The organism is Vibrio sp. Vb1018 (assembly GCF_033338775.1).
Classification (GTDB): domain Bacteria; phylum Pseudomonadota; class Gammaproteobacteria; order Enterobacterales; family Vibrionaceae; genus Vibrio; species Vibrio alginolyticus.
The window spans coordinates 232,976-250,629 of sequence record NZ_JAWOTI010000004.1; the positions used below are offsets into that span (position 1 = coordinate 232,976).

Annotated in this window: 15 protein-coding genes; 3 read left to right on the top strand and 12 right to left on the bottom strand. The window is 46.1% G+C overall.

The window, feature by feature from the left end; genetic code table 11:
- The first annotated feature begins 59 nt into the window (after nt 1–59).
- Nucleotides 60–569, top strand: coding sequence for a GNAT family N-acetyltransferase (locus R7Z10_RS07155; RefSeq protein WP_054579612.1), 510 nt, complete (start codon nt 60–62; stop codon nt 567–569).
- Nucleotides 570–583: 14 nt separating this feature from the next.
- Complete coding sequence (locus R7Z10_RS07160; RefSeq protein ID WP_318104463.1) at nt 584–973, top strand: nitrous oxide-stimulated promoter family protein; 390 nt, start codon at nt 584–586, stop codon at nt 971–973.
- A gap of 49 nt (nt 974–1,022) precedes the next feature.
- Here the strand turns inward: R7Z10_RS07160 and R7Z10_RS07165 are convergent, their stop codons facing one another.
- Entirely contained in the window at nt 1,023–2,183 is a 1,161-nt protein-coding gene (locus R7Z10_RS07165; protein WP_033907039.1) for an MFS transporter, read from the bottom strand.
- Between the two features lie 176 nt (nt 2,184–2,359).
- Nucleotides 2,360–2,794, bottom strand: coding sequence for a thioredoxin TrxC (gene trxC, locus R7Z10_RS07170; RefSeq protein ID WP_005387991.1), 435 nt, complete (start codon nt 2,792–2,794; stop codon nt 2,360–2,362).
- Nucleotides 2,795–2,956: 162 nt separating this feature from the next.
- On the opposite strand from trxC, the gene R7Z10_RS07175 reads away from it, so the two are divergent.
- Nucleotides 2,957–4,051, top strand: a complete 1,095-nt coding sequence (locus tag R7Z10_RS07175; RefSeq protein WP_005387993.1) for a ketoacyl-ACP synthase III — start codon at nt 2,957–2,959, stop codon at nt 4,049–4,051.
- 85 nt (nt 4,052–4,136) lie between these two features.
- Here the strand turns inward: R7Z10_RS07175 and R7Z10_RS07180 are convergent, their stop codons facing one another.
- The 10 genes from R7Z10_RS07180 to R7Z10_RS07225 form a co-directional block, all read right to left on the bottom strand.
- Nucleotides 4,137–5,462, bottom strand: a complete 1,326-nt coding sequence (locus tag R7Z10_RS07180) for a DUF1501 domain-containing protein (RefSeq protein ID WP_213962429.1) — start codon at nt 5,460–5,462, stop codon at nt 4,137–4,139.
- 9 nt (nt 5,463–5,471) lie between these two features.
- Complete coding sequence (locus tag R7Z10_RS07185) at nt 5,472–7,040, bottom strand: DUF1800 domain-containing protein (RefSeq protein WP_318104464.1); 1,569 nt, start codon at nt 7,038–7,040, stop codon at nt 5,472–5,474.
- A 407-nt stretch (nt 7,041–7,447) separates the two neighbouring features.
- Nucleotides 7,448–8,710: a hydroxymethylglutaryl-CoA reductase gene (locus tag R7Z10_RS07190; protein ID WP_154204416.1), complete on the bottom strand. Its 1,263-nt coding sequence runs from the start codon at nt 8,708–8,710 to the stop codon at nt 7,448–7,450.
- A 351-nt stretch (nt 8,711–9,061) separates the two neighbouring features.
- Complete coding sequence (manA, locus tag R7Z10_RS07195; RefSeq protein WP_005388002.1) at nt 9,062–10,279, bottom strand: mannose-6-phosphate isomerase, class I; 1,218 nt, start codon at nt 10,277–10,279, stop codon at nt 9,062–9,064.
- A gap of 124 nt (nt 10,280–10,403) precedes the next feature.
- A complete protein-coding gene (locus R7Z10_RS07200; RefSeq protein WP_104980706.1) occupies nt 10,404–11,744 on the bottom strand; it encodes an MFS transporter in 1,341 nt (446 codons plus the stop codon).
- Nucleotides 11,745–11,750: 6 nt separating this feature from the next.
- Entirely contained in the window at nt 11,751–13,253 is a 1,503-nt protein-coding gene (gene uhpB, locus R7Z10_RS07205; protein WP_104980705.1) for a signal transduction histidine-protein kinase/phosphatase UhpB, read from the bottom strand.
- Nucleotides 13,253–13,861, bottom strand: a complete 609-nt coding sequence (gene uhpA / locus R7Z10_RS07210; protein ID WP_005376090.1) for a transcriptional regulator UhpA — start codon at nt 13,859–13,861, stop codon at nt 13,253–13,255. The genes uhpB and uhpA overlap by 1 nt, the downstream gene beginning before the upstream one ends.
- A 138-nt stretch (nt 13,862–13,999) precedes the next feature.
- Nucleotides 14,000–15,394: a hexose-6-phosphate:phosphate antiporter gene (gene uhpT, locus R7Z10_RS07215; protein ID WP_021707729.1), complete on the bottom strand. Its 1,395-nt coding sequence runs from the start codon at nt 15,392–15,394 to the stop codon at nt 14,000–14,002.
- 406 nt (nt 15,395–15,800) lie between these two features.
- On the bottom strand, nt 15,801–16,631 hold the full coding sequence (fdhD, locus tag R7Z10_RS07220; protein WP_017634640.1) for a formate dehydrogenase accessory sulfurtransferase FdhD: 831 nt from the start codon (nt 16,629–16,631) through the stop codon (nt 15,801–15,803).
- Between the two features lie 53 nt (nt 16,632–16,684).
- Nucleotides 16,685–17,569, bottom strand: coding sequence for a LysR family transcriptional regulator (locus R7Z10_RS07225; RefSeq protein WP_005460961.1), 885 nt, complete (start codon nt 17,567–17,569; stop codon nt 16,685–16,687).
- Nucleotides 17,570–17,654: the final 85 nt, after the last annotated feature.

Sequence of the window (17,654 nt, forward strand, 5' to 3'; positions counted from 1 at the left end):
TCGCAAAATTCAAGTACGTTCCTATGTCCAATCATCTATCGCGTTTTAATGGAGCCCAAATGAAAACACTGTACACCGAACGTTTGATACTGCGTCTTGTGAGTGTAGATGATGCACCATTTATACTAGAACTTTATAACCACCCAGACTTCTACCGTTTTGTCGGAGACAAACAAATTCGTACCGAATATGAAGCGGCGCGTTACATAAAAGAAAACATGCTACGCATGCAACAAATTAAAGGCGTGAGTTTACTCGTTGTAGAGAAGAAAGAAGATGGGCAACCCATCGGGATTTGTGGGTTGGTTAAACGTGACACATTACAATACTATGATCTCGGATATGGATTTTTACCTTCCGCTTATGGCTTCGGCTACGGAACGGAGTCTGCAACCGCAGTGCTGGAATACGCTAGAGAGGAAATGAAACTCGATAATTTGGTTGCCATCACCAATAATGACAATATTCGTAGTATAAGTTTGCTCAAAAAACTGGGCTTTGAGTTTGAACGAGTTGAGCAGCAATATGATAATGGCCGCACGTTAGAACTTTACACAATGATGTTGTGATTTTTGGATAGCGCATGAGCGATATTTTACTTGGCAAACTCGCCACTGAATTTAAGACAGTAAAAGCCATGGTAGAGGTTTACTGTCATGACCATCATGGAACAAAACGTGACTTATGCTCAGAATGTCGTGAGCTGCTTGAATACGCAGAAGTGCGCCTCGACCGCTGTCCTTATGGAGAGAATAAACCGACGTGTAACAAATGTCCGATTCACTGCTACAAACCAGAGCCGAAAGAACAAATGCGTTTGGTCATGCGTTACTCTGGCCCCAGAATGTTACTGAAACATCCCATCTTGGCGGTTCGTCATTTGCTTCATGAAAAGCGCATGGTACCGGAAAAGCCTGCAGCGAACGCGTCAAACCGTCACAAGCGTTTATCTAAAAAAAAATTCGAAGAATAAAAAAACGAGGGCGACATGCCCTCGTTTTCGTTGAGTAGAAGCGGCGTGGTTAGAGGCCAGCGGCCATACGCTGCTTGGTTTTGCTCGCAGCAAGTAGCATGTATACGCCAGTCGCAACCAAAGCGGCAAACAAGTAGCCTAGCAAGCCGTGTTCTTGGCCCATGAATTTATCAGCGACAACAGGACCAGCAACAGAGCCGATGCTGTAGCTAAACAGCATGACTTGTGTCGCAGAGACAATAAAGCGTTCATCAAGACCTTCGCAACCTAAGTTGATTGCAATCGGGTACAAAGCAAAAGTAGCTGCACCTAAAAAGAATAATGCAGCAGCCAATACCACGGCTGACGAGGAAATAAACGTCATACCGATCGAAAAAATACCCAAAATACAGAAAAACGCCATTAGCACTGTGCGGCTCATGTATTTGTTTAACGCGGTCACCATTGGTTGAACTAGCATGCCACCTAGAATCACTAGCGCCATCAATGTACCAATGTCTTGATGGCTAATTTTACGGTTAGTTAACTCAACTGGCATTAATCCGTAGATCGCGCCTAAGGTCAAACCTGAAACAACACAACCAATAATTGCTGCATGGTTTAGTTTGGCAATTTGCTTAAATGATAAAGCGGTTGATTCATGGCTGTTTGGCTGCTCACACTCAATGAACATTAGCACCAGCATCGCCATTAGGATCAACGTCGTGATCGCAATAAACGGAACGCCGCCACTTACGCCAAGCACGCCAATACCAAACTGGCCTAATGCTGAACCACCATAAAGCGATAGCATGTACAAGCTCAAACGTTTCGCACGCGATGCTTCGTCTCCAGACATTAGCCAAGACTCAACAATGACAAAAACACCAGCAACCGCGATACCCGCAATAAAGCGAGCGGCAAGCCACATCAATCCGTTAGCAAACACGGGTAGTGTGACGATAGTTAGCGAAAATACGGCCAAGCAACCAATAAACGCGTTACGGTGACCAACTTGACGTACGATACGTTCAATAAAAATAGCACCGGTTAATAAGCCGCCATAAAACACACTCGCCAACCAACTCGCGTAATCTGCTGAGATGTTGTATTCACCGAGCATGAGAGGGATCAAGCTCATTAAATAGCCCGAAGCCACCGCATAAAGAGACAGTGCGACGACTGGAACTGTAACTCGTGGTGATGCTGCAGGAACGACTGTGTTTTCCACTGTTTTGCGCCTATAAGTTAAATGAAATCTAAGGGTTATTCGGCGCGAATATGAGGCTAATAGTTAGGCAAGTAAAATGATAAATTTAAGTCGTTTCGATAAATAATATTTGTTAACTAGATAGGTTGATAAGTTGCATAAAAACGCCAACCTACAAACAAGGTTGGCGTGGAAGATTATTTAGTAAGTGCTTGATTTAACCATTGATCGAATTGAGTTTTAGGTAACGCACCATTGATCATATCAACGCGTTGACCATTCTTGAAAACCATAATGGTAGGAATACTGCGAATACCAAATTGCGTCGCAAGTTGTTGTTGAGCTTCGGTATCAATCTTAACAAAACGAGCCGTTCCGGCTTGCTCATGAGCAACATCAGAGAAAACAGGAGCAAAGCCAACGCACGGGTTGCACCATGGGGCCCAAAAATCTACTACAACAGGCATATCACTTTGTAATAGAGCAGAAAAGTTATCTTGTGTACCTTCGATAGGCGAGCCGTCTAAAAGTGCACTTTTACATTTACCGCAAGTTGCAGATTCGGCAACGCGCTCATTAGGGACACGATTTAGACCGCCGCACGAAGGGCAGCGAGTTTTAAACGATGACATGACTTCTTCCTTTATTACGTATTGATGAAAACATGACTTACCAGTCAGCCTCATTATTTGTATACTTATTTTTTAACCTGCCGAAATAACGCAGCGCAGGTTTGTATTTGAGCCTAAGGTTCTAAGAAATTTTATTAAAATACAACAATAAATAGGTCTGCGATGACAAATTACTACGCTGAAATTACAGGTTGGGGGAAATGTGTTCCGCCAGCCGTGCTCTCTAACGATGATCTTAGCACTTTCCTCGATACTTCCGATGAGTGGATTCGTACCCGCACTGGTATCGAAAACCGCCGTATTAGTCATGTAAACACGTCAGACATGGCGACCGTTGCTGCTAAACATGCATTAGCTCGAGCAGGCGTCGATGCAACAGACGTGGATTTAATCATTGTGGCGACTTGTTCACCAGATTCATTGATTCCAAATATCGCGTCTAAGGTACAGCAGAACCTAGGTATTCGTGCAGCCGCTGCCTTTGACTTAAATGCCGCATGTACGGGATTTGTCTATGGCCTAGAAACGGGCACACGTTTGATTCAATCAGGTAACTATCGTAACGCGATCATTATTGGTGCGGAAAGATTGTCTTTCTACATCGATTGGGCAATGCGAGATACCGCTGTTCTATTTGGTGATGGTGCGGGCGCCGTTGTGTTATCAAGAACGGAAAAAGAAACGGGTTTACTACAGTCTCAAATCGGTTGTGACGCAAAAGGCCGCGATATTCTGTCCGTACCAAAGTTTGGTACTTGTATGGATCGCTTTGCGGAAGACAACGGTTACTGGGATTTCAACTTTGTAGGACAAGAAATTTTCAAACGTGCAGTAAAAGGCATGGGGCTAGCTGCGAAAACCGTACTGAAAGCATCACAGTTAACGACGGAACAAATCGATGTTGTGATTCCGCATCAAGCGAATATTCGTATTATTCAAACCTTGTGTGACCTGTCTGGAATTCCACACGACAAAGCGTTTGTTAACATTCAAAACTATGGCAATACTTCAGCTGCGACGGTGCCAATTGCATTGTGTGAAGCGGTAGAGCAAGGTCGAGTTAACCCAGGTGATAACATGCTTCTCGCTGCGTTTGGTGCTGGTTTGACATGGGGTGCGGCAGTATTGAAATGGGGTGACCGCGTAACGCCAATTGGTGAAAGTGATGCGGTTCTGCCTGAATGTGAGCAATCCGCGCTAGAATTACTTGAGCGTGCCATTAAGCTGTGTAACGAACGCCGTCGCGACGAGGTGTAACGGACACTTTGCAAACATAAGATGAGTAAGGGAGCGCGAGGCTCCCTTATTTGATGATGTGTTCTACAGCTACCTGTAAAATATCTTACGACATAAAACCCAGGTTTGAATGAGTAAAATTACGGATGTTCGGGAACACGTATTCCAGTGCAGCGTTATCACTCACGCCCATCCACTGTGCTAGTGTTGAACCAACTTGATCAGCGGCAATTTTGGGTATGAGTCGGCCTTGAGAGTAATCATCGTTTCCGCCCAGTATTAGTTCCGGCCATGTACCGATAGGTTGTTTCCCATTTACCGCGCCTCCAATTAATAGTTGATGGCCACCCCAGCCATGATCAGTACCATTTCCGTTGCTCATCATCCGTCGACCGAAGTCAGACATAGTGAAAGAGGTGACTTGCTTGTTTAGCCCTAACCGTTCGACCGCACGATACATTGCCAAAAGGTTTGTCGCGAGATCCTCAAGTAACACTGGATGACGTGCCAGTTGCGAATCGTGTAGGTCATACCCAGAGTGTTTAACGAAAAAGACTTGTCGTTGCTGCTTCAGGACATCTTGGCTTGCTATCAATTTGTACACGGTTTGCATCTGCTTGCCGAGCGTCGATGACGTAAACAGCGGCTCGTCAGCAATGTGGTTGAGTTGCTCGCTCAGTACACTGCTCATTACCATCGACTCATCAACCATCAAATTAAAATGACCATTAAATGGATTGTCAGTTTGATGAGAGAGAAGGCGATCATAGATCCCCTTGTATAGCGGGTTATCAATCGCGGTAAGCTGAACTGCGCGATCTTTTTTCAGGACGGTTTGGCGGTGTTCCATTGCCCGTAACCAAAGCGAGTTGCCATGCACACTGTATAGCGGTGTTATTTCTGATTTAGAGTTTAATACATCCAACATTCTGCCAGCCCAACCAAGATTTTTAGACTCGCTCATTCCACCAAGTAACCAAGCGTCTGTTTGAGAATTATGAGAAAACAGTTGCTCGGGAAGTGATGCTTCACCTTGCTCAATAGCTTGTTTGGTGACGGGATGGTTGAGAATGCCACTATTGAGCACGATGCTGGCATCGCCTTGTTCGAAAACGGAAGTTAACGCATTTAACTTTGGGTGTAAGCCGAGCTTCACTGGGTGATTTGAGCTATCGACAGCACTCAAATTGATAGGGAGTATGTCTTCTTTGGCGACAGAGAGTGGCCCTCTGACTTTGGAATATTGATGATAATGCGCCTCCGATAATGGCAGTATGGTGTTGAATGCATCGTTTCCGCCTGCTAAATACACACATATTAATGCTCGAAAGTCATTGGATGGCGCTGCGAGAGAGTAACCTGGCAGACTAAGAGAGGCTAATGCGCCCATCGATAGCGTGCTTTGTATAAAATGTCGTCGTGAAATATCCATAATTCACTCCTAATCCTGAATATAGAATTCGTCGCCAGAAATGGCGGTAAATATCACTAGAGCGAGTTTTGTTGTTGGCACATAATCCCCACGATAATCATTCAGGGCGGTGAGCATGAGCTCTTTCAATTCAGCAGAAGCCGTTCCAGCAAAGAAACGCTCGTTAACCAATTCGACTAAGGCATGGTGATCGTCCAGAAGAAGATAAAACTCGTTAAGATCGAAGTGGTAGGAATCACCACCTCCTCTACGAGTGCTGGTTAACATATAGTTGACCAAATCGGTATAAACAGACCAATTGAGAAGTTCATACTCTGGAGAGTTAATACCAGACTCCGTAAACTCGTTAGACGGCTGATAGTCTGGAGAGTAAAAATTAAACACGGAAGGAGAACGAAGCGGCCCTTGATTAGCGATGTTCATCATCGTTGTTGCGTCTTCGTAACGTGATCCTTTAACCGTAAAACCTGATGCTCGATGAAAATTAGTCAGGACCAGTATCGGTTCTTTCACTTTTATAGGCGGGGTATCCGTCATCCCTAATGCTTCAGGGTCGAGCAATATGGCTCGAACAACGGCGGTTAGATCGCCTTTTTCTCCTTCCCCATTGTTGTTAAATATCGTAGCAACACGCGCGACGTACTCTGGGCTTGGATTTGAACTGACCAAACGTTGGATAAGTAACTTTGAAACAAATGGAGCAACATTTGGGTGAGACATCAACATATCAATCACTTTTGAAAGCTCTTCTTGTGCGGTTAGACCCGATGGGATCACGTTCCCTAGAAATCGCTTCTCGCCGGTGTCGTGTCTTTGACTGATAACTCGCATCGGTTTCACGAATGCGATGTCGGAATTTTTCCATCCAGTTAATGCTCGCGCGAGCTCTTGAATATCAGTTTGATTGTACGTGGGGATAGGTTTGCCTGTTGCGTGGTTTAGCTTTTTACTGCCATCTAAATTGAGTTCATACAAACCGATAGTGAATAACTGCATTAACTCTCGAGCAAAGTTCTCATCGGGAAGCGTTCCTGTCGCACTATTTTCTTTTGCACTACCGAGCATAGACAAATAGCTCCCCATGACTGGATGGATGGAAACGTCATACAACAGGTCTCGGTAGTTGCCAAACGCATGCTCAACCAACAGATCGTAGTAATTCACTAACCCTGTAGGTTTGCTGGAAAGAACGCCGCCATAACGAGAAACGACTACGATCTGACTCAATGCATAAGCCGTTCGCTGTCTGAGCTGATCTTCAGCAGTAACAACAATCTGATACCAAGCATTTTCTCGGTTTGACTGTAGGCCTTTAGAAAAAGGCGTTTGATAAAGTGGTTGATGGTAGGTTGCTGGCAGGTTGATTTGTTTCTGTATCCAGTCCCCTAACCCGTTTTCCCTAACCTCATTAATTAACGCAGGAGTTGGTCCAAAAGAGGTTTGATAGAGAAAACGCGCAACGGTTTGACCGGATGGGGATTGCTGTATTTGTGCTGATACATTAGACCCATGGCTCAGCAATAAGATAGCCAATCCTAGTACCCAAGCAGAGATTTTATTTAGCTTCTGACGTCTCATAGTTAACTCGCTTACCCGAAGTAACGATTTAAGTCCATTTAACGGGAGTTATTAAGCTCTTTTGAGCTGTTTAGTAAATTTATGAAAATCAAGCAGCTGCATAGGCGAGTATAGTAGCAATAAGTGGTGAACAAAAAACTCAAACGATGAATTTGGTACTATAGTGCTAGAATTTTTTGATGCTATTTTTTCTAAGATACTGATATTAAATATGGCCAATGAAGAGTGACAAGCAGAGGTATCGCAATGGATATAGAAGGGGGACAGCTAAAGTACTGTTAACAAGAGATTGGTATGTTTGTTAAGGCTTAAGTTAGTTTCAAGAAATTATTGAGCCAATAAATAAAGTCCATTGGTTTGCACAAGAGAAAACCACACGGATGTTCTCTTGTACAAAGCAACAAAGGTTATTTTCGGGCAAGCTTATGGTGAGCACGAGAAAAGTGATCGGCACAAAATGCGCCCACAATCGAGAGTTCGCCAGCCAGACAAAGCGAAGCTGCGACTTCGGCTAACGCTTTCGCATTGCCGTTGCCGTGCAAACCCAAAATATCCAAACATGCTTTTTGCGTTGGAAGGCCAGTACCACCGCCAACCGTTCCCACCATGATGTTTGGCAAGGTCACGCACGCGTACAAGTTGCCTTGAGCGTCCACATCCATACGAGTGATTCCAATGGCAGACTCTGCAACGCAAGCGGCATCTTGACCACAAGCAATGTAAAGCGCGGCAAGGGCATTTGCGTAATGCGCGTTGACGCCAATTGTCCCGCTGAGTAAACCACCCACCGTGGTCATTTTGCCAAATTGAACCATAGACTCCGGCGTCGTATGCAGATATTTTTCCACCAACTCAGCAGGAATGGTCACTTCGGCGGATACTTTCTTACCGCGTACCGAGCGCAGTGTGTGTGCGTTTGGTTTTTTGTCGCCTGATAAGTTGCCATCCAAGAATGCTTGAGTTGGTTTGATTGGGCTGGTCGCCAAAATATGATGGAACACTTCGTTTGTTGCGATGGTCACCATGTTTTGTCCGGAAGCGTCACCAGTCACGTATTCAAAGACCAAATAAACATGGTTTCCTTCGATATTTACATTGATGTCTTTGAGTTTGCCATGTGAGGTGGTGGATTCCGCAATTTGACGAAATACGTCAAACTGGGTCACAACCCAACTGACGAACTGGCCGGCGTCAGCAAGGTGATTAAAGGCGAATACTGGTGTTCGGCTCACCCCTTCACTTAGTAACAATGCGCTCGCGCCACCAGCGGCGGTGATAAGATTTGCGCCACGGTTGTAGGAAGCGACTAACGCGGCTTCTGTCGTTGCGAGCGGAACCAAAAAGTCATCGTTCGCATACAAGCCGTTGACGCGCAAAGGGCCTGCAATGCCGACCGGCACATTAACAGTACCAATGAAGTGCTCGATGTTGTTGGAGTAAGCATCGCAATGTGACTGCGTGAAAGGATCAAGGAGATGATCTTTATTGGTCACGTGTTCCAATACTTGCCAACGGCGCGCCAAATGATTATCCGACAGGCCAGGGCTTAAGCAGAGACGTTTCTCTGGCTTGTGAAACTTCGGTTCTAATGCCGATTGAATCTTACTGCTGGTTTCGATATCGGAAAGGGCGGAGCTTTGAACAGGGTTATCTTGGTTTAACTTCGGCATACAAACGTTAACTGAAAAATCGAACCAGAGATTGTAGTGATTGAGGCTTTGATTACAACGTTGATTATACGTTTTGCAACAAATACCACTGTGCAAGCGCCTTTATTATCCAAGTGATTTGATATTGGAGCGACGAATTTATCGGACATAAATGGGTTTTGACAATGAATGTTGAGTAAATGGTAGATCCGGGAGGTTATGGCTTTTAGAGAAACTGGCCTGTAGGTGTTTTGATTCGACAAGGTGTAAGCATGAGTGCCTTAAGAGCGGAATGGTTCAATCTATGAAAGGAATAAATTGTCTAACCCAGTCCCTTGGGTCAGACGTTAGTTTGAATCGGTTGTTCAAAAACTAGTTGAAGGCGCGAGCCACACGTCCCGCACTTTGAATACGGTAATGGCCAACGTAAGCAGGAACAAATACAGATTGTCCCTTCGCGGCGGTTAACGTCTCACCGTTATCACTGATGAGTGTCAGGTCGGCATCAATCGCCATCAAAATCTCTGCGCTATTGGCATCAACCACTTCATTGTTCGGTTGGTTAAGAATGCTGAAACTAAAGTCTGCCACTGGGACCGGATAAAGGCTTTGGCAACCATCGGCATTGGGTTCTAGAACAAGGCTGTTAAACGGCTTAGGCACAAAGTCTGTGCATTTAACCAGTTCTTCAACATCCATGTGTTTCGGCGTGAGTCCTGCACGCAAAACGTTATCTGAGTTCGCCATGATCTCTAATCCCGTACCTTTAATGTAAGCGTGTGGCGTTCTTGCGCTCAGGAACATCGCTTCGCCAGGTTGCAGCGTGATGACATTCAACAGTAATGGCGCAAACAAGCCGACATCGCCAGGGTATTGAGTGGATAGATCCAAGATGAGCTGGAAAACGTCGCTGTCAGTGCCTTGCTCCGATTGACGTGAAGCGTGGGCAAGAAGCTGTTTCAGTGCTCGCTCTTTTGTTTCTCCTTCCATGGTAAGAATGTGCACAAAGAAATCGCGTAAACCTTGTGAGTTGATTTCGCGTTTGAATGTGTCAAGAGGCGCGCGTAGCTCATCGATATCGCAAAGGCTAAATGCCTCAATAATCTCGGCATACGAGCGAAAACCGTTCATGGCTTGGTAACTTGTCAGCGCGTACACCAACTCAGGTTTGTGGTTTGGATCCTTGTAGTTACGATGGCTTGCGTTTAGTGGGATCCCGGCACTTTGTTCTTTTTCGAAGCCTATTTCGGCATCTTGTTTGCTTGGGTGAACTTGAATCGACAGTGCATGTTCGGCCGCTAAGATCTTAAACAGAAAGGGCAGGTCGCCAAATTTCGCTGCGGTTTCTGCTGATAAGTAAGCGGGTTGGTTTTGTTTGATCAGTTCAGACAAAGGCAGCGTGTTTTGCTCAATCTGAACTTCAGAGCAGCCGTTTGGGTGAGTACCCATCCATACTTCTGCTTGAGGCTCATTCGTTTCGTTAGAAAAGCCAAACAAATCGTGAATAGAAGAGGTGCTTCCCCAAGCGTAGTTTTGGATTTTGTTGTTCATTTGAAAGAAGCTATGCGATGAAATAGTGTTCAAATTCATGAATTTTTCCCATAGTTAACCCTCCGAACTGAATCGGAAGAAAAATTGAGCAGAGATACGTTAAATAAGGAGGGCGAGCGCGGTTAGGTCACTCGCCAATTTGCCCTAAGGGCGATAAGTCGATTTACAACCGAGGCTTTGGTTCGAGTGGTTTTCGTGATGGCTGCGCTTGCAAAAATGGCAGCAACAAAAGGCCAATGACGGCTGCACAAACTGAAATGGTGATGAAGAAACCCGTCCAATGATATTCTTCAAGAATTAACGCCAGTGGATAACCAGACAATGCTGCGCCCATGTAGGCGAACAAGCCCACGAATCCTGTTGCCGCGCCGGCAGAATCTTTGTGAGAGCACTCCGCCGCCGCCATACCGATCAGCATTTGTGGTCCAAAGACAAAGAAGCCGATGGAGAACAATCCCGCCGCTTGGAATACAAAGTTGGTCAGAGGCATCAGCCAAAGCGCAGAGACAGATAAGAAAATCCCAATCGCGAACAGCAAGTTCATTGGCCCACGGTTACCGCCAAAGAGTTTGTCTGAGCCCCAACCCGCAACCAATGAACCAACAAAACCGCCGATTTCAAACATAGACAGAGCAGCGTTGGCGTTAATCAGGCTATAGTGATGCTGCTCGGTCAAGTACAGGTTTCCCCAGTCATTGATTGCGGTACGAACGATGTAAACCAACACATAACTGAACGCGAGCAGCCAGATGTATTTGTTGTTAAATACGTACGATTTCAGAATTTCGCGGTAGGTGAGGCCACGTCCGTAATTTTCTTGCGCAAGTTCTAGCGCGTCGTTGCGCCATTGGCCGACACTTGGTAAACCCATTGTTGTGGGTTTGTCGCGCAATCGCCAACAAACGAATAGACCGAGTAATACACCGATGATGCCGGGTAGAATAAAACCTTCACGCCAGCTGTAGTGCAACGTTAAATAGCCCACCAAAATAGGGATCAGCGCGCCACCAACGTTGTGTGCGGTGTTCCAAATCGCCCATAAGAAGCCACGCTCGGAACGTGAATACCAAGTCGTTAACAGCTTGGAGCATGAAGGCCAGCCCCAGCCTTGGAACCACGCGTTTAAGATCCACAGAGTAATGAAAGCCGCGAGTGAGCTAGAAAAGCCGAACGCGATGTTGACCAGACCTGTCGCAATCAATCCTAATCCCATGAAATAACGAGGATTAGAGCGATCCGAAATCGTGCCAGAAATAAACTTCGAGCAGCCGTAGGTGATGTAGAAAAGCGTACCGATAAGACCCAAATCGCCTTTATCTAAGCCAAGATCGGTAATCATCGCTGGTGCGGCGTAGTTAAAGGTCTTACGGGTAAAGTAGAAACCTGCGTAGCCGATGTACATCCCCAACATAATGTGCAAACGCCAATGGCGGTAACGCTGGTCGATTTGCTCGTTGCTTAGACTCGGTTGAGTAAATTTAGGTGAACGTAAAAATCCAAACATCTTGAGTTACACCTTAGGTAAAGTAATGCTGATTTGTGTGCCAGTCACTTGATCGCTGGTGGAGTAGATAACCATTTTTCCACCTAACGCGTGCACACGCTCTTGCATGCCGCGAACGCCCATGCCTTTCATACTCTCCTGAACTTTGAAACCGACACCATCATCGTGAATCATCAGTGACAGTGCCGTTTCTCCAATTGTCAGCTCAATATTGATCAACTGCGCTCCTGCGTACTTGGCGGCGTTATTCAATGACTCTTGGCATAAACGGAATAGGGTGACTTTGAGTGTGTCACTCAGGCTGGTGTAATCGCCTTGCCAGTTCAATTGAACAGTTGTTCCGTGATTGGCGAATTCCATCTCTCGCGTCAGTTGCTCGACGGATTCTTGCAAGTCCAAATCATCCAGCATTTTGGGTCTTAGCTTGCTCAACAGTCGCTTAGTGGTGTCGTACACGTTGAGCGAAAGTCTTTCAATCATGTCTGCGCAACCTACGCGTGTTTCTGTGTTATTTACCCGCTTAATAATGTTGGCTTGTGTGCGGATTGCCGTGATGTTCTGGCCGATTTCGTCATGTAGCTCGCGCGCAATATCGCGTCTTACCGATTCTTCCGCTTTGATAAGCTGGCGAGACAAATTCTGATTGCGTGCAAGTTCGCCGCGCAGTTTGTGATTGAGGTCTTTTTGTTTCTGAACCCCTAAGCCGAGCATAATGCCGGTGATGGTTTGCGCCGAGAGAGATAATAACAAATCGGTGATTTCTAGATTTGATACGCCGCTGCGAGCCGCAATCAGCGCAATGCTGTTGAGCATGGTGGCGAGCAGGGCTCCTTGCCAGCCGTAACGAAGTGCCAACACGATGATTGGGATAGCCATACAAAATGGCGCAAATCGTTTTAGCTCTTCAGGTAAACTGGTTTGCACCAAAATACTGCCGATCAAAAGCAGCGCATAAAGCACGATATGACGCACCTGAAATACAACGGCATTACTAAGTAGGAGAGAGCTAAGCGGAGACCAACGACTTTGGAACAAATAGCTCCACAACAGGTAGCACATAGGCACCACGAGCAAGCCTCCAGAAATGCTAGCCAGCCATACCATGTAAACAGAAGGCACGTGAAATCCGACCGCCATTACGTTGATGAAGGCGGTAATGATGATCACAATGCCCATGACGGCTAAGTGGCGGTTTTGGTCACCGTAGTAGTATTTTTTCGCAATCAGAGTGACCGGGATACTGGCAATGCTCGCAATCAGCACGGTAAGCCACTGCGGTTGACCCAGTAAGATCGCAAGTGCGATGGAAAGCCCCCACTCTGAAAGATAAATCGTTGGCCAATAAACGGTGCGAGTGTGTAGGGCGACACCTAATCGTAAAGCGAAAGGAAACAATAAGATCGCCAGCTCGGGATCATTGACAAAGTAATAGGCAATCACCCATAAGCAGAACCAGGCGCAAGCCATAACAAAAAGTCCGCAAATGGTGGTAACAGCATAAGCTCGCATTAAAAGGACTCTTGAGAAAATAGTTTGGCGAGCTCAACGTTGTTTTTCACGCCGAGTTTGTCGATGGCATTCGCACGATGAACATGCACCGTCTTGTGGCTCAAGCCAAGCTCTGCCGCGACAGACTTTACATCCAACCCAGTGGCAAGTAGCTGACATACCTCGTTTTCACGTTTTGTCAGTTGGCATAGAGAGGTGGTGTTGTCGCTAGGCGTTGCAAGTTTAAGTGCAATATCTGATGTGAGGTAACAGCCGCCAGAAGCACTGGTTCTCACGGCTTGAATAAGTTCGTCTGGGCTACAGCGTTTACTAAGATAGCCTTTTGCACCTAGCTTTAGTGATTTTTCCACCATCGCAGGGGAGTCATGCACGCTAAGCATCACGCAGGCAATGCCAGTTGGTATTTCGCTGAGAAAGTTTAAGCCGCTTTCATCTGGCATGGAAATATCTAGGATGACGACGTGTGGGTGTACCGCAGGCAACCCTTTTCGCGCTTCGGCGACAGAGCCGAATTCACCAACAACGGTAATATCACTTTCTAAATTTAATAATTGTGCGAAACCTGAACGCACGATGACGTGATCATCAACTAGAGCAACATGAATCATTATTACAACCAAATAGAGCAGACGACTAACAACAATAAGCTCCAACAGGAGCTAATAGAAAAATCTTTAATGATACTGAATTGAGCCATGCTTTTTAATGATCTTGCGCGCTTTACCGAAGTAAAGCGCGCAGAGAAGCTAGGCTTGGTTTTGTGCAAGTTGAAGCTTCTTCGCGTGTCGAATCTTCTTCTCTTCCGCGATAGCGACGAAAGCAAGCAAAACAATACAAATCATGGCGGAGGTATCTAGGGCTGCGAAGGTACCTTTCCAACCTGTTAAGCCGAAGATAGGTGTACCGTCTGCAATCATACCGAGACCAAGTTTCGCGAAGCTGTCACCGATTAGGTAAGCGAATGTACCTTTTACTCCGTCAGCTACACTGATTGCTTTTTTAGGGACAAAACCAACCGCGGCAACACCGATAAGAAGTTGCGGACCAAACACCAAGAAGCCCAATACAAATAGAGAGGCTAAGTACATGAACTCGCTAGTGGCGTGTTGGTAGAACTCAAGCGATACGATGATCAAACCAAGAGACACACAAGCAACCAATGCGCGGCGACCGTTTGCTAAGTCAGATAAGTACCCCCACATCAAAGTACCCACAAGCGCACCGACTTCGAATAGAGTAAAGCCAGAGATTGCCGTTTCTTTTGACAGACCAAGTTCTTGGTACGCGTATACCGTTGACCATTGGTCGATACCAATACGCACGATGTAAAGGAAGATGTTGGCAAAGCAAAGTAGCCAGATAACTTTGTTTTTAAGAACGTATTCAACAAAGATTTCTTTTTTGGTCATCTGGTTTTCTTCAGCGGCGGTGTCTTCTTCACTCACTGCTTCATCGAAAAGTTCTTCTACTTTACCTAGACCGTAAGCTTCTGGTGAGTCGCTACCAAAGCGCATACCGATAAAGCCAACGATGATCGCGATGATAGAAGGGAACACGAACATGCCGATTACGTGGCCGTCGAATAGGTAGTTGGCACCGAAAAGAGCAACACCCGCTGCGCCCGCACCACCAACGTTGTGTGACATGTTCCACAAGCCTAGGTAAGAGCCGCGCTTGTTACGAGGTGTCCATTTTGTAATGGTTGAGTAACTAGAAGGGCCACCAGTACTTTGGAAGAAACCACTTAGAGCGTAGAAAGCCACCATCAAGAACAGGCTTGCACTACCGCCGCCCATGCTGAAGCTGAAACCAAGCATTGCAAGACCAGAAAGGATCAGCATAAAAGGGAGGAATTGCTTGGTGTTCTTACCGTCAGCGTAGTAAGACACAACGGTTTTACCGATGCCGTATGTGATGGAGAAGCCAAGGCCAATAAGACCTAGGTCTGTCATGCTCAAACCGTAAGTTGAGATCATGTCGTTTTGCGCGACATTGAAGTTCTTACGAATCAAGTACATGGTTAGGTAGCCGATGAATACGACCAAGTAAGATTGGATGAACGGTTTAAACCACATCTTTCTTCTAACTTCGACAGGAAGATCGAGGGTCGGCTTCCGCACCTGTTCGAGGAATTTTAACATGATGAACTCTCTTGTAATTGTTTTAGAAACACAACGGCGGCCGTTATGCGCTCTTGTTACCTTTGACTGAGCGGAATTCTAGAGAGTGGTTTTGTAAGGCACATGAGATGGTTGCCTAGATCGGCTAGGAAAAATTCCTAGAAATGCCTAGGAAGGCGGAAAAGCGTGAAAAGAGTCACACAAAATCCTTACTAATTTATGGGTTTTTGACAGGGTTCTTATCGGGTTGGAAAGCGTTCAAATGCAAGCAGGTTAATATACGCAAGCTTAGTGCTGACAAGGGGTGAGCACGTTTGGTTGGAGAGAATGGTGTCTTGTCGCTAAGTATCAATTGGGAACGAGAAGCAAACAACAGAGACCCCGAGGTCTCCGTTAGAAATATTAGGAATTCGATTAGGTTGACGTGTTAAGGCGCGGGGCTGTATAGACGCGGCGAGCCGTGTTTTGGCAAGTGAATTAGGTTCAAATGGTTTCTTCTTGCCCATTCGACAGTTAACGCTGTAGGCGCAGATAAGCAAACCAGAGTGGGGATACGCGCGCGAACGGCTTTGTGGATCAATTCCAAGCTGCAACGGCTTGTCATGATTGCGAAGCCACTTTGAGGCTCGATGTGATTGTTGGTCAATGCGCCAATCAACTTATCTAGCGCGTTGTGACGGCCGATGTCCTCTCGGCACAACTTGATGTTGCCTTGTAAATCTGCAAATAAAGCGGCGTGTAACGCGCCAGATTCACGTGCGGCTTCTTGATGCAGTGCGACTTTGTCTCGCAGCCCTTCGAATACATCGGAGCGCGGAGGAAGAGACGGTGTTAGCGGTGCCAAATCAGGCAAAGCTTGTTCCAGAGCCTCTACACCACAAATGCCGCATCCGGTTGTGCCGGCAAGATTTCGGCGCTGTGTTTTTAACGCCCAGAAAGCGCGGTTGCTGATTTCCACTTCCGCATAGTGAGATTCGTGATCGCCACCAATTTCAATGTCTTTAATCTCTTTGAAATCGTGGACGATGCCTGTGCTTAGGCTAAATCCTTTCACGAAGTCTTCCAGATGGCCTGGCGTCACCATCATGACCGCTTGGCTAATGCCGTTGTAGCTGATAGCTAAGGCGGATTCACTCGCCAGCGACATTTGTTGCACTGGGCGGCCATCAATCAATTCTCGGTAATTGAACGCACTTGGTTGAGGTGGTGCTTGATTGAAATCGGACAGTTCAAAATAAGATTGAGTAGTACATCTCATGAAATCACCTCATAAGCCGTTATGTATGCCAAAAATTGACGTGTGGATTCTTGTTATCGATTAAATATGTTTTTTGCTTCTGCGAAGCACTGATCGGTTAGCGCGGAGAAGGGTTCTTGTTTTCGCTTTAACAAACCTAGTGGGGCGTGAACGGCGGCTTCTTCGATAGGGATAATGCGAAGCGTATCGTTCAACTCTTCCAATCCACAATTCAGAGGCATAATGGCGCAACAAAGGCCACTGGTTACTGCTTGGATCAAGTGAAAGGTGGAGTTACTTTCAATGACGGTTTGCGGAACCAGCCCTTTACTCACAAAGCTAAGATCAATGGAGTGGCGATAGTGCATACCCTTTGAAAGCAGCCCTAGCGGAATGTTATTGAGTGACTCCCACAACACTTCAGATTCGGCAAAATCAAAATGACGCTCATCGAATAAAACGCCAAGTTTGGTTGAATCTAGCTCGATAACATCGAAGTAAGCGGTGTTAACTTGATCGACATAACACATCCCCAAATCCAGTTGATTGCGATTGAGTTGGTCTATGATCTGCTCGGTCGTCATGGAGAGTATTTGAAAGCGTAACTCAGGGAACTGTTGAGCTAATGGTTTGAGCAATTGCATAGGGTTTTGGCTGGCGAGTGGCACCATTCCAAGCCGAAGAGAGCCGACCAACTGACCACGGCAGTTGGCGGCTTCGGCTTGCAATCCATCATGAGCGGCTAAGACGGTTTTTGCCCAAGCTAAAATGCGTTCTCCTGCTTCAGTAAACCCTTCAAATCGTTGACTTCTTTGGATTAATTCGAGATCGAGTTCTTCCTCTAAGCTTCGGATTCTCATGGACAAGGTAGGCTGCGTAATGTGGCACAATGCGGCGGCTTGACCAAAGTGTTTGGTCTGTTCAAGTGCGATGAGATATTTAAGTTGTTTGATATCCATAATGGCTTGTTAACCTTGCGTTGTGAGTCACATGTACGGGGAACTCCCTAAAAAGGGCACAGCACTACCGTACTTTTTAAGCGCT

Coding starts and splice junctions, on each gene's coding strand:
- R7Z10_RS07190 (WP_154204416.1), bottom strand. CDS start 8,710: ATGCCGAAGTTAAACCAAGATAACCCTGTTCAAAGCTCCGCCCTTTCC.
- R7Z10_RS07200 (WP_104980706.1), bottom strand. CDS start 11,744: ATGTTTGGATTTTTACGTTCACCTAAATTTACTCAACCGAGTCTAAGC.
- R7Z10_RS07160 (WP_318104463.1), top strand. CDS start 584: ATGAGCGATATTTTACTTGGCAAACTCGCCACTGAATTTAAGACAGTA.
- trxC (WP_005387991.1), bottom strand. CDS start 2,794: ATGTCATCGTTTAAAACTCGCTGCCCTTCGTGCGGCGGTCTAAATCGT.
- R7Z10_RS07225 (WP_005460961.1), bottom strand. CDS start 17,569: ATGGATATCAAACAACTTAAATATCTCATCGCACTTGAACAGACCAAA.
- uhpA (WP_005376090.1), bottom strand. CDS start 13,861: ATGATTCATGTTGCTCTAGTTGATGATCACGTCATCGTGCGTTCAGGT.
- R7Z10_RS07180 (WP_213962429.1), bottom strand. CDS start 5,462: ATGGATATTTCACGACGACATTTTATACAAAGCACGCTATCGATGGGC.
- manA (WP_005388002.1), bottom strand. CDS start 10,279: ATGAATTTGAACACTATTTCATCGCATAGCTTCTTTCAAATGAACAAC.
- uhpB (WP_104980705.1), bottom strand. CDS start 13,253: ATGCGAGCTTATGCTGTTACCACCATTTGCGGACTTTTTGTTATGGCT.
- uhpT (WP_021707729.1), bottom strand. CDS start 15,394: ATGTTAAAATTCCTCGAACAGGTGCGGAAGCCGACCCTCGATCTTCCT.
- fdhD (WP_017634640.1), bottom strand. CDS start 16,631: ATGAGATGTACTACTCAATCTTATTTTGAACTGTCCGATTTCAATCAA.
- R7Z10_RS07185 (WP_318104464.1), bottom strand. CDS start 7,040: ATGAGACGTCAGAAGCTAAATAAAATCTCTGCTTGGGTACTAGGATTG.
- R7Z10_RS07155 (WP_054579612.1), top strand. CDS start 60: ATGAAAACACTGTACACCGAACGTTTGATACTGCGTCTTGTGAGTGTA.
- R7Z10_RS07175 (WP_005387993.1), top strand. CDS start 2,957: ATGACAAATTACTACGCTGAAATTACAGGTTGGGGGAAATGTGTTCCG.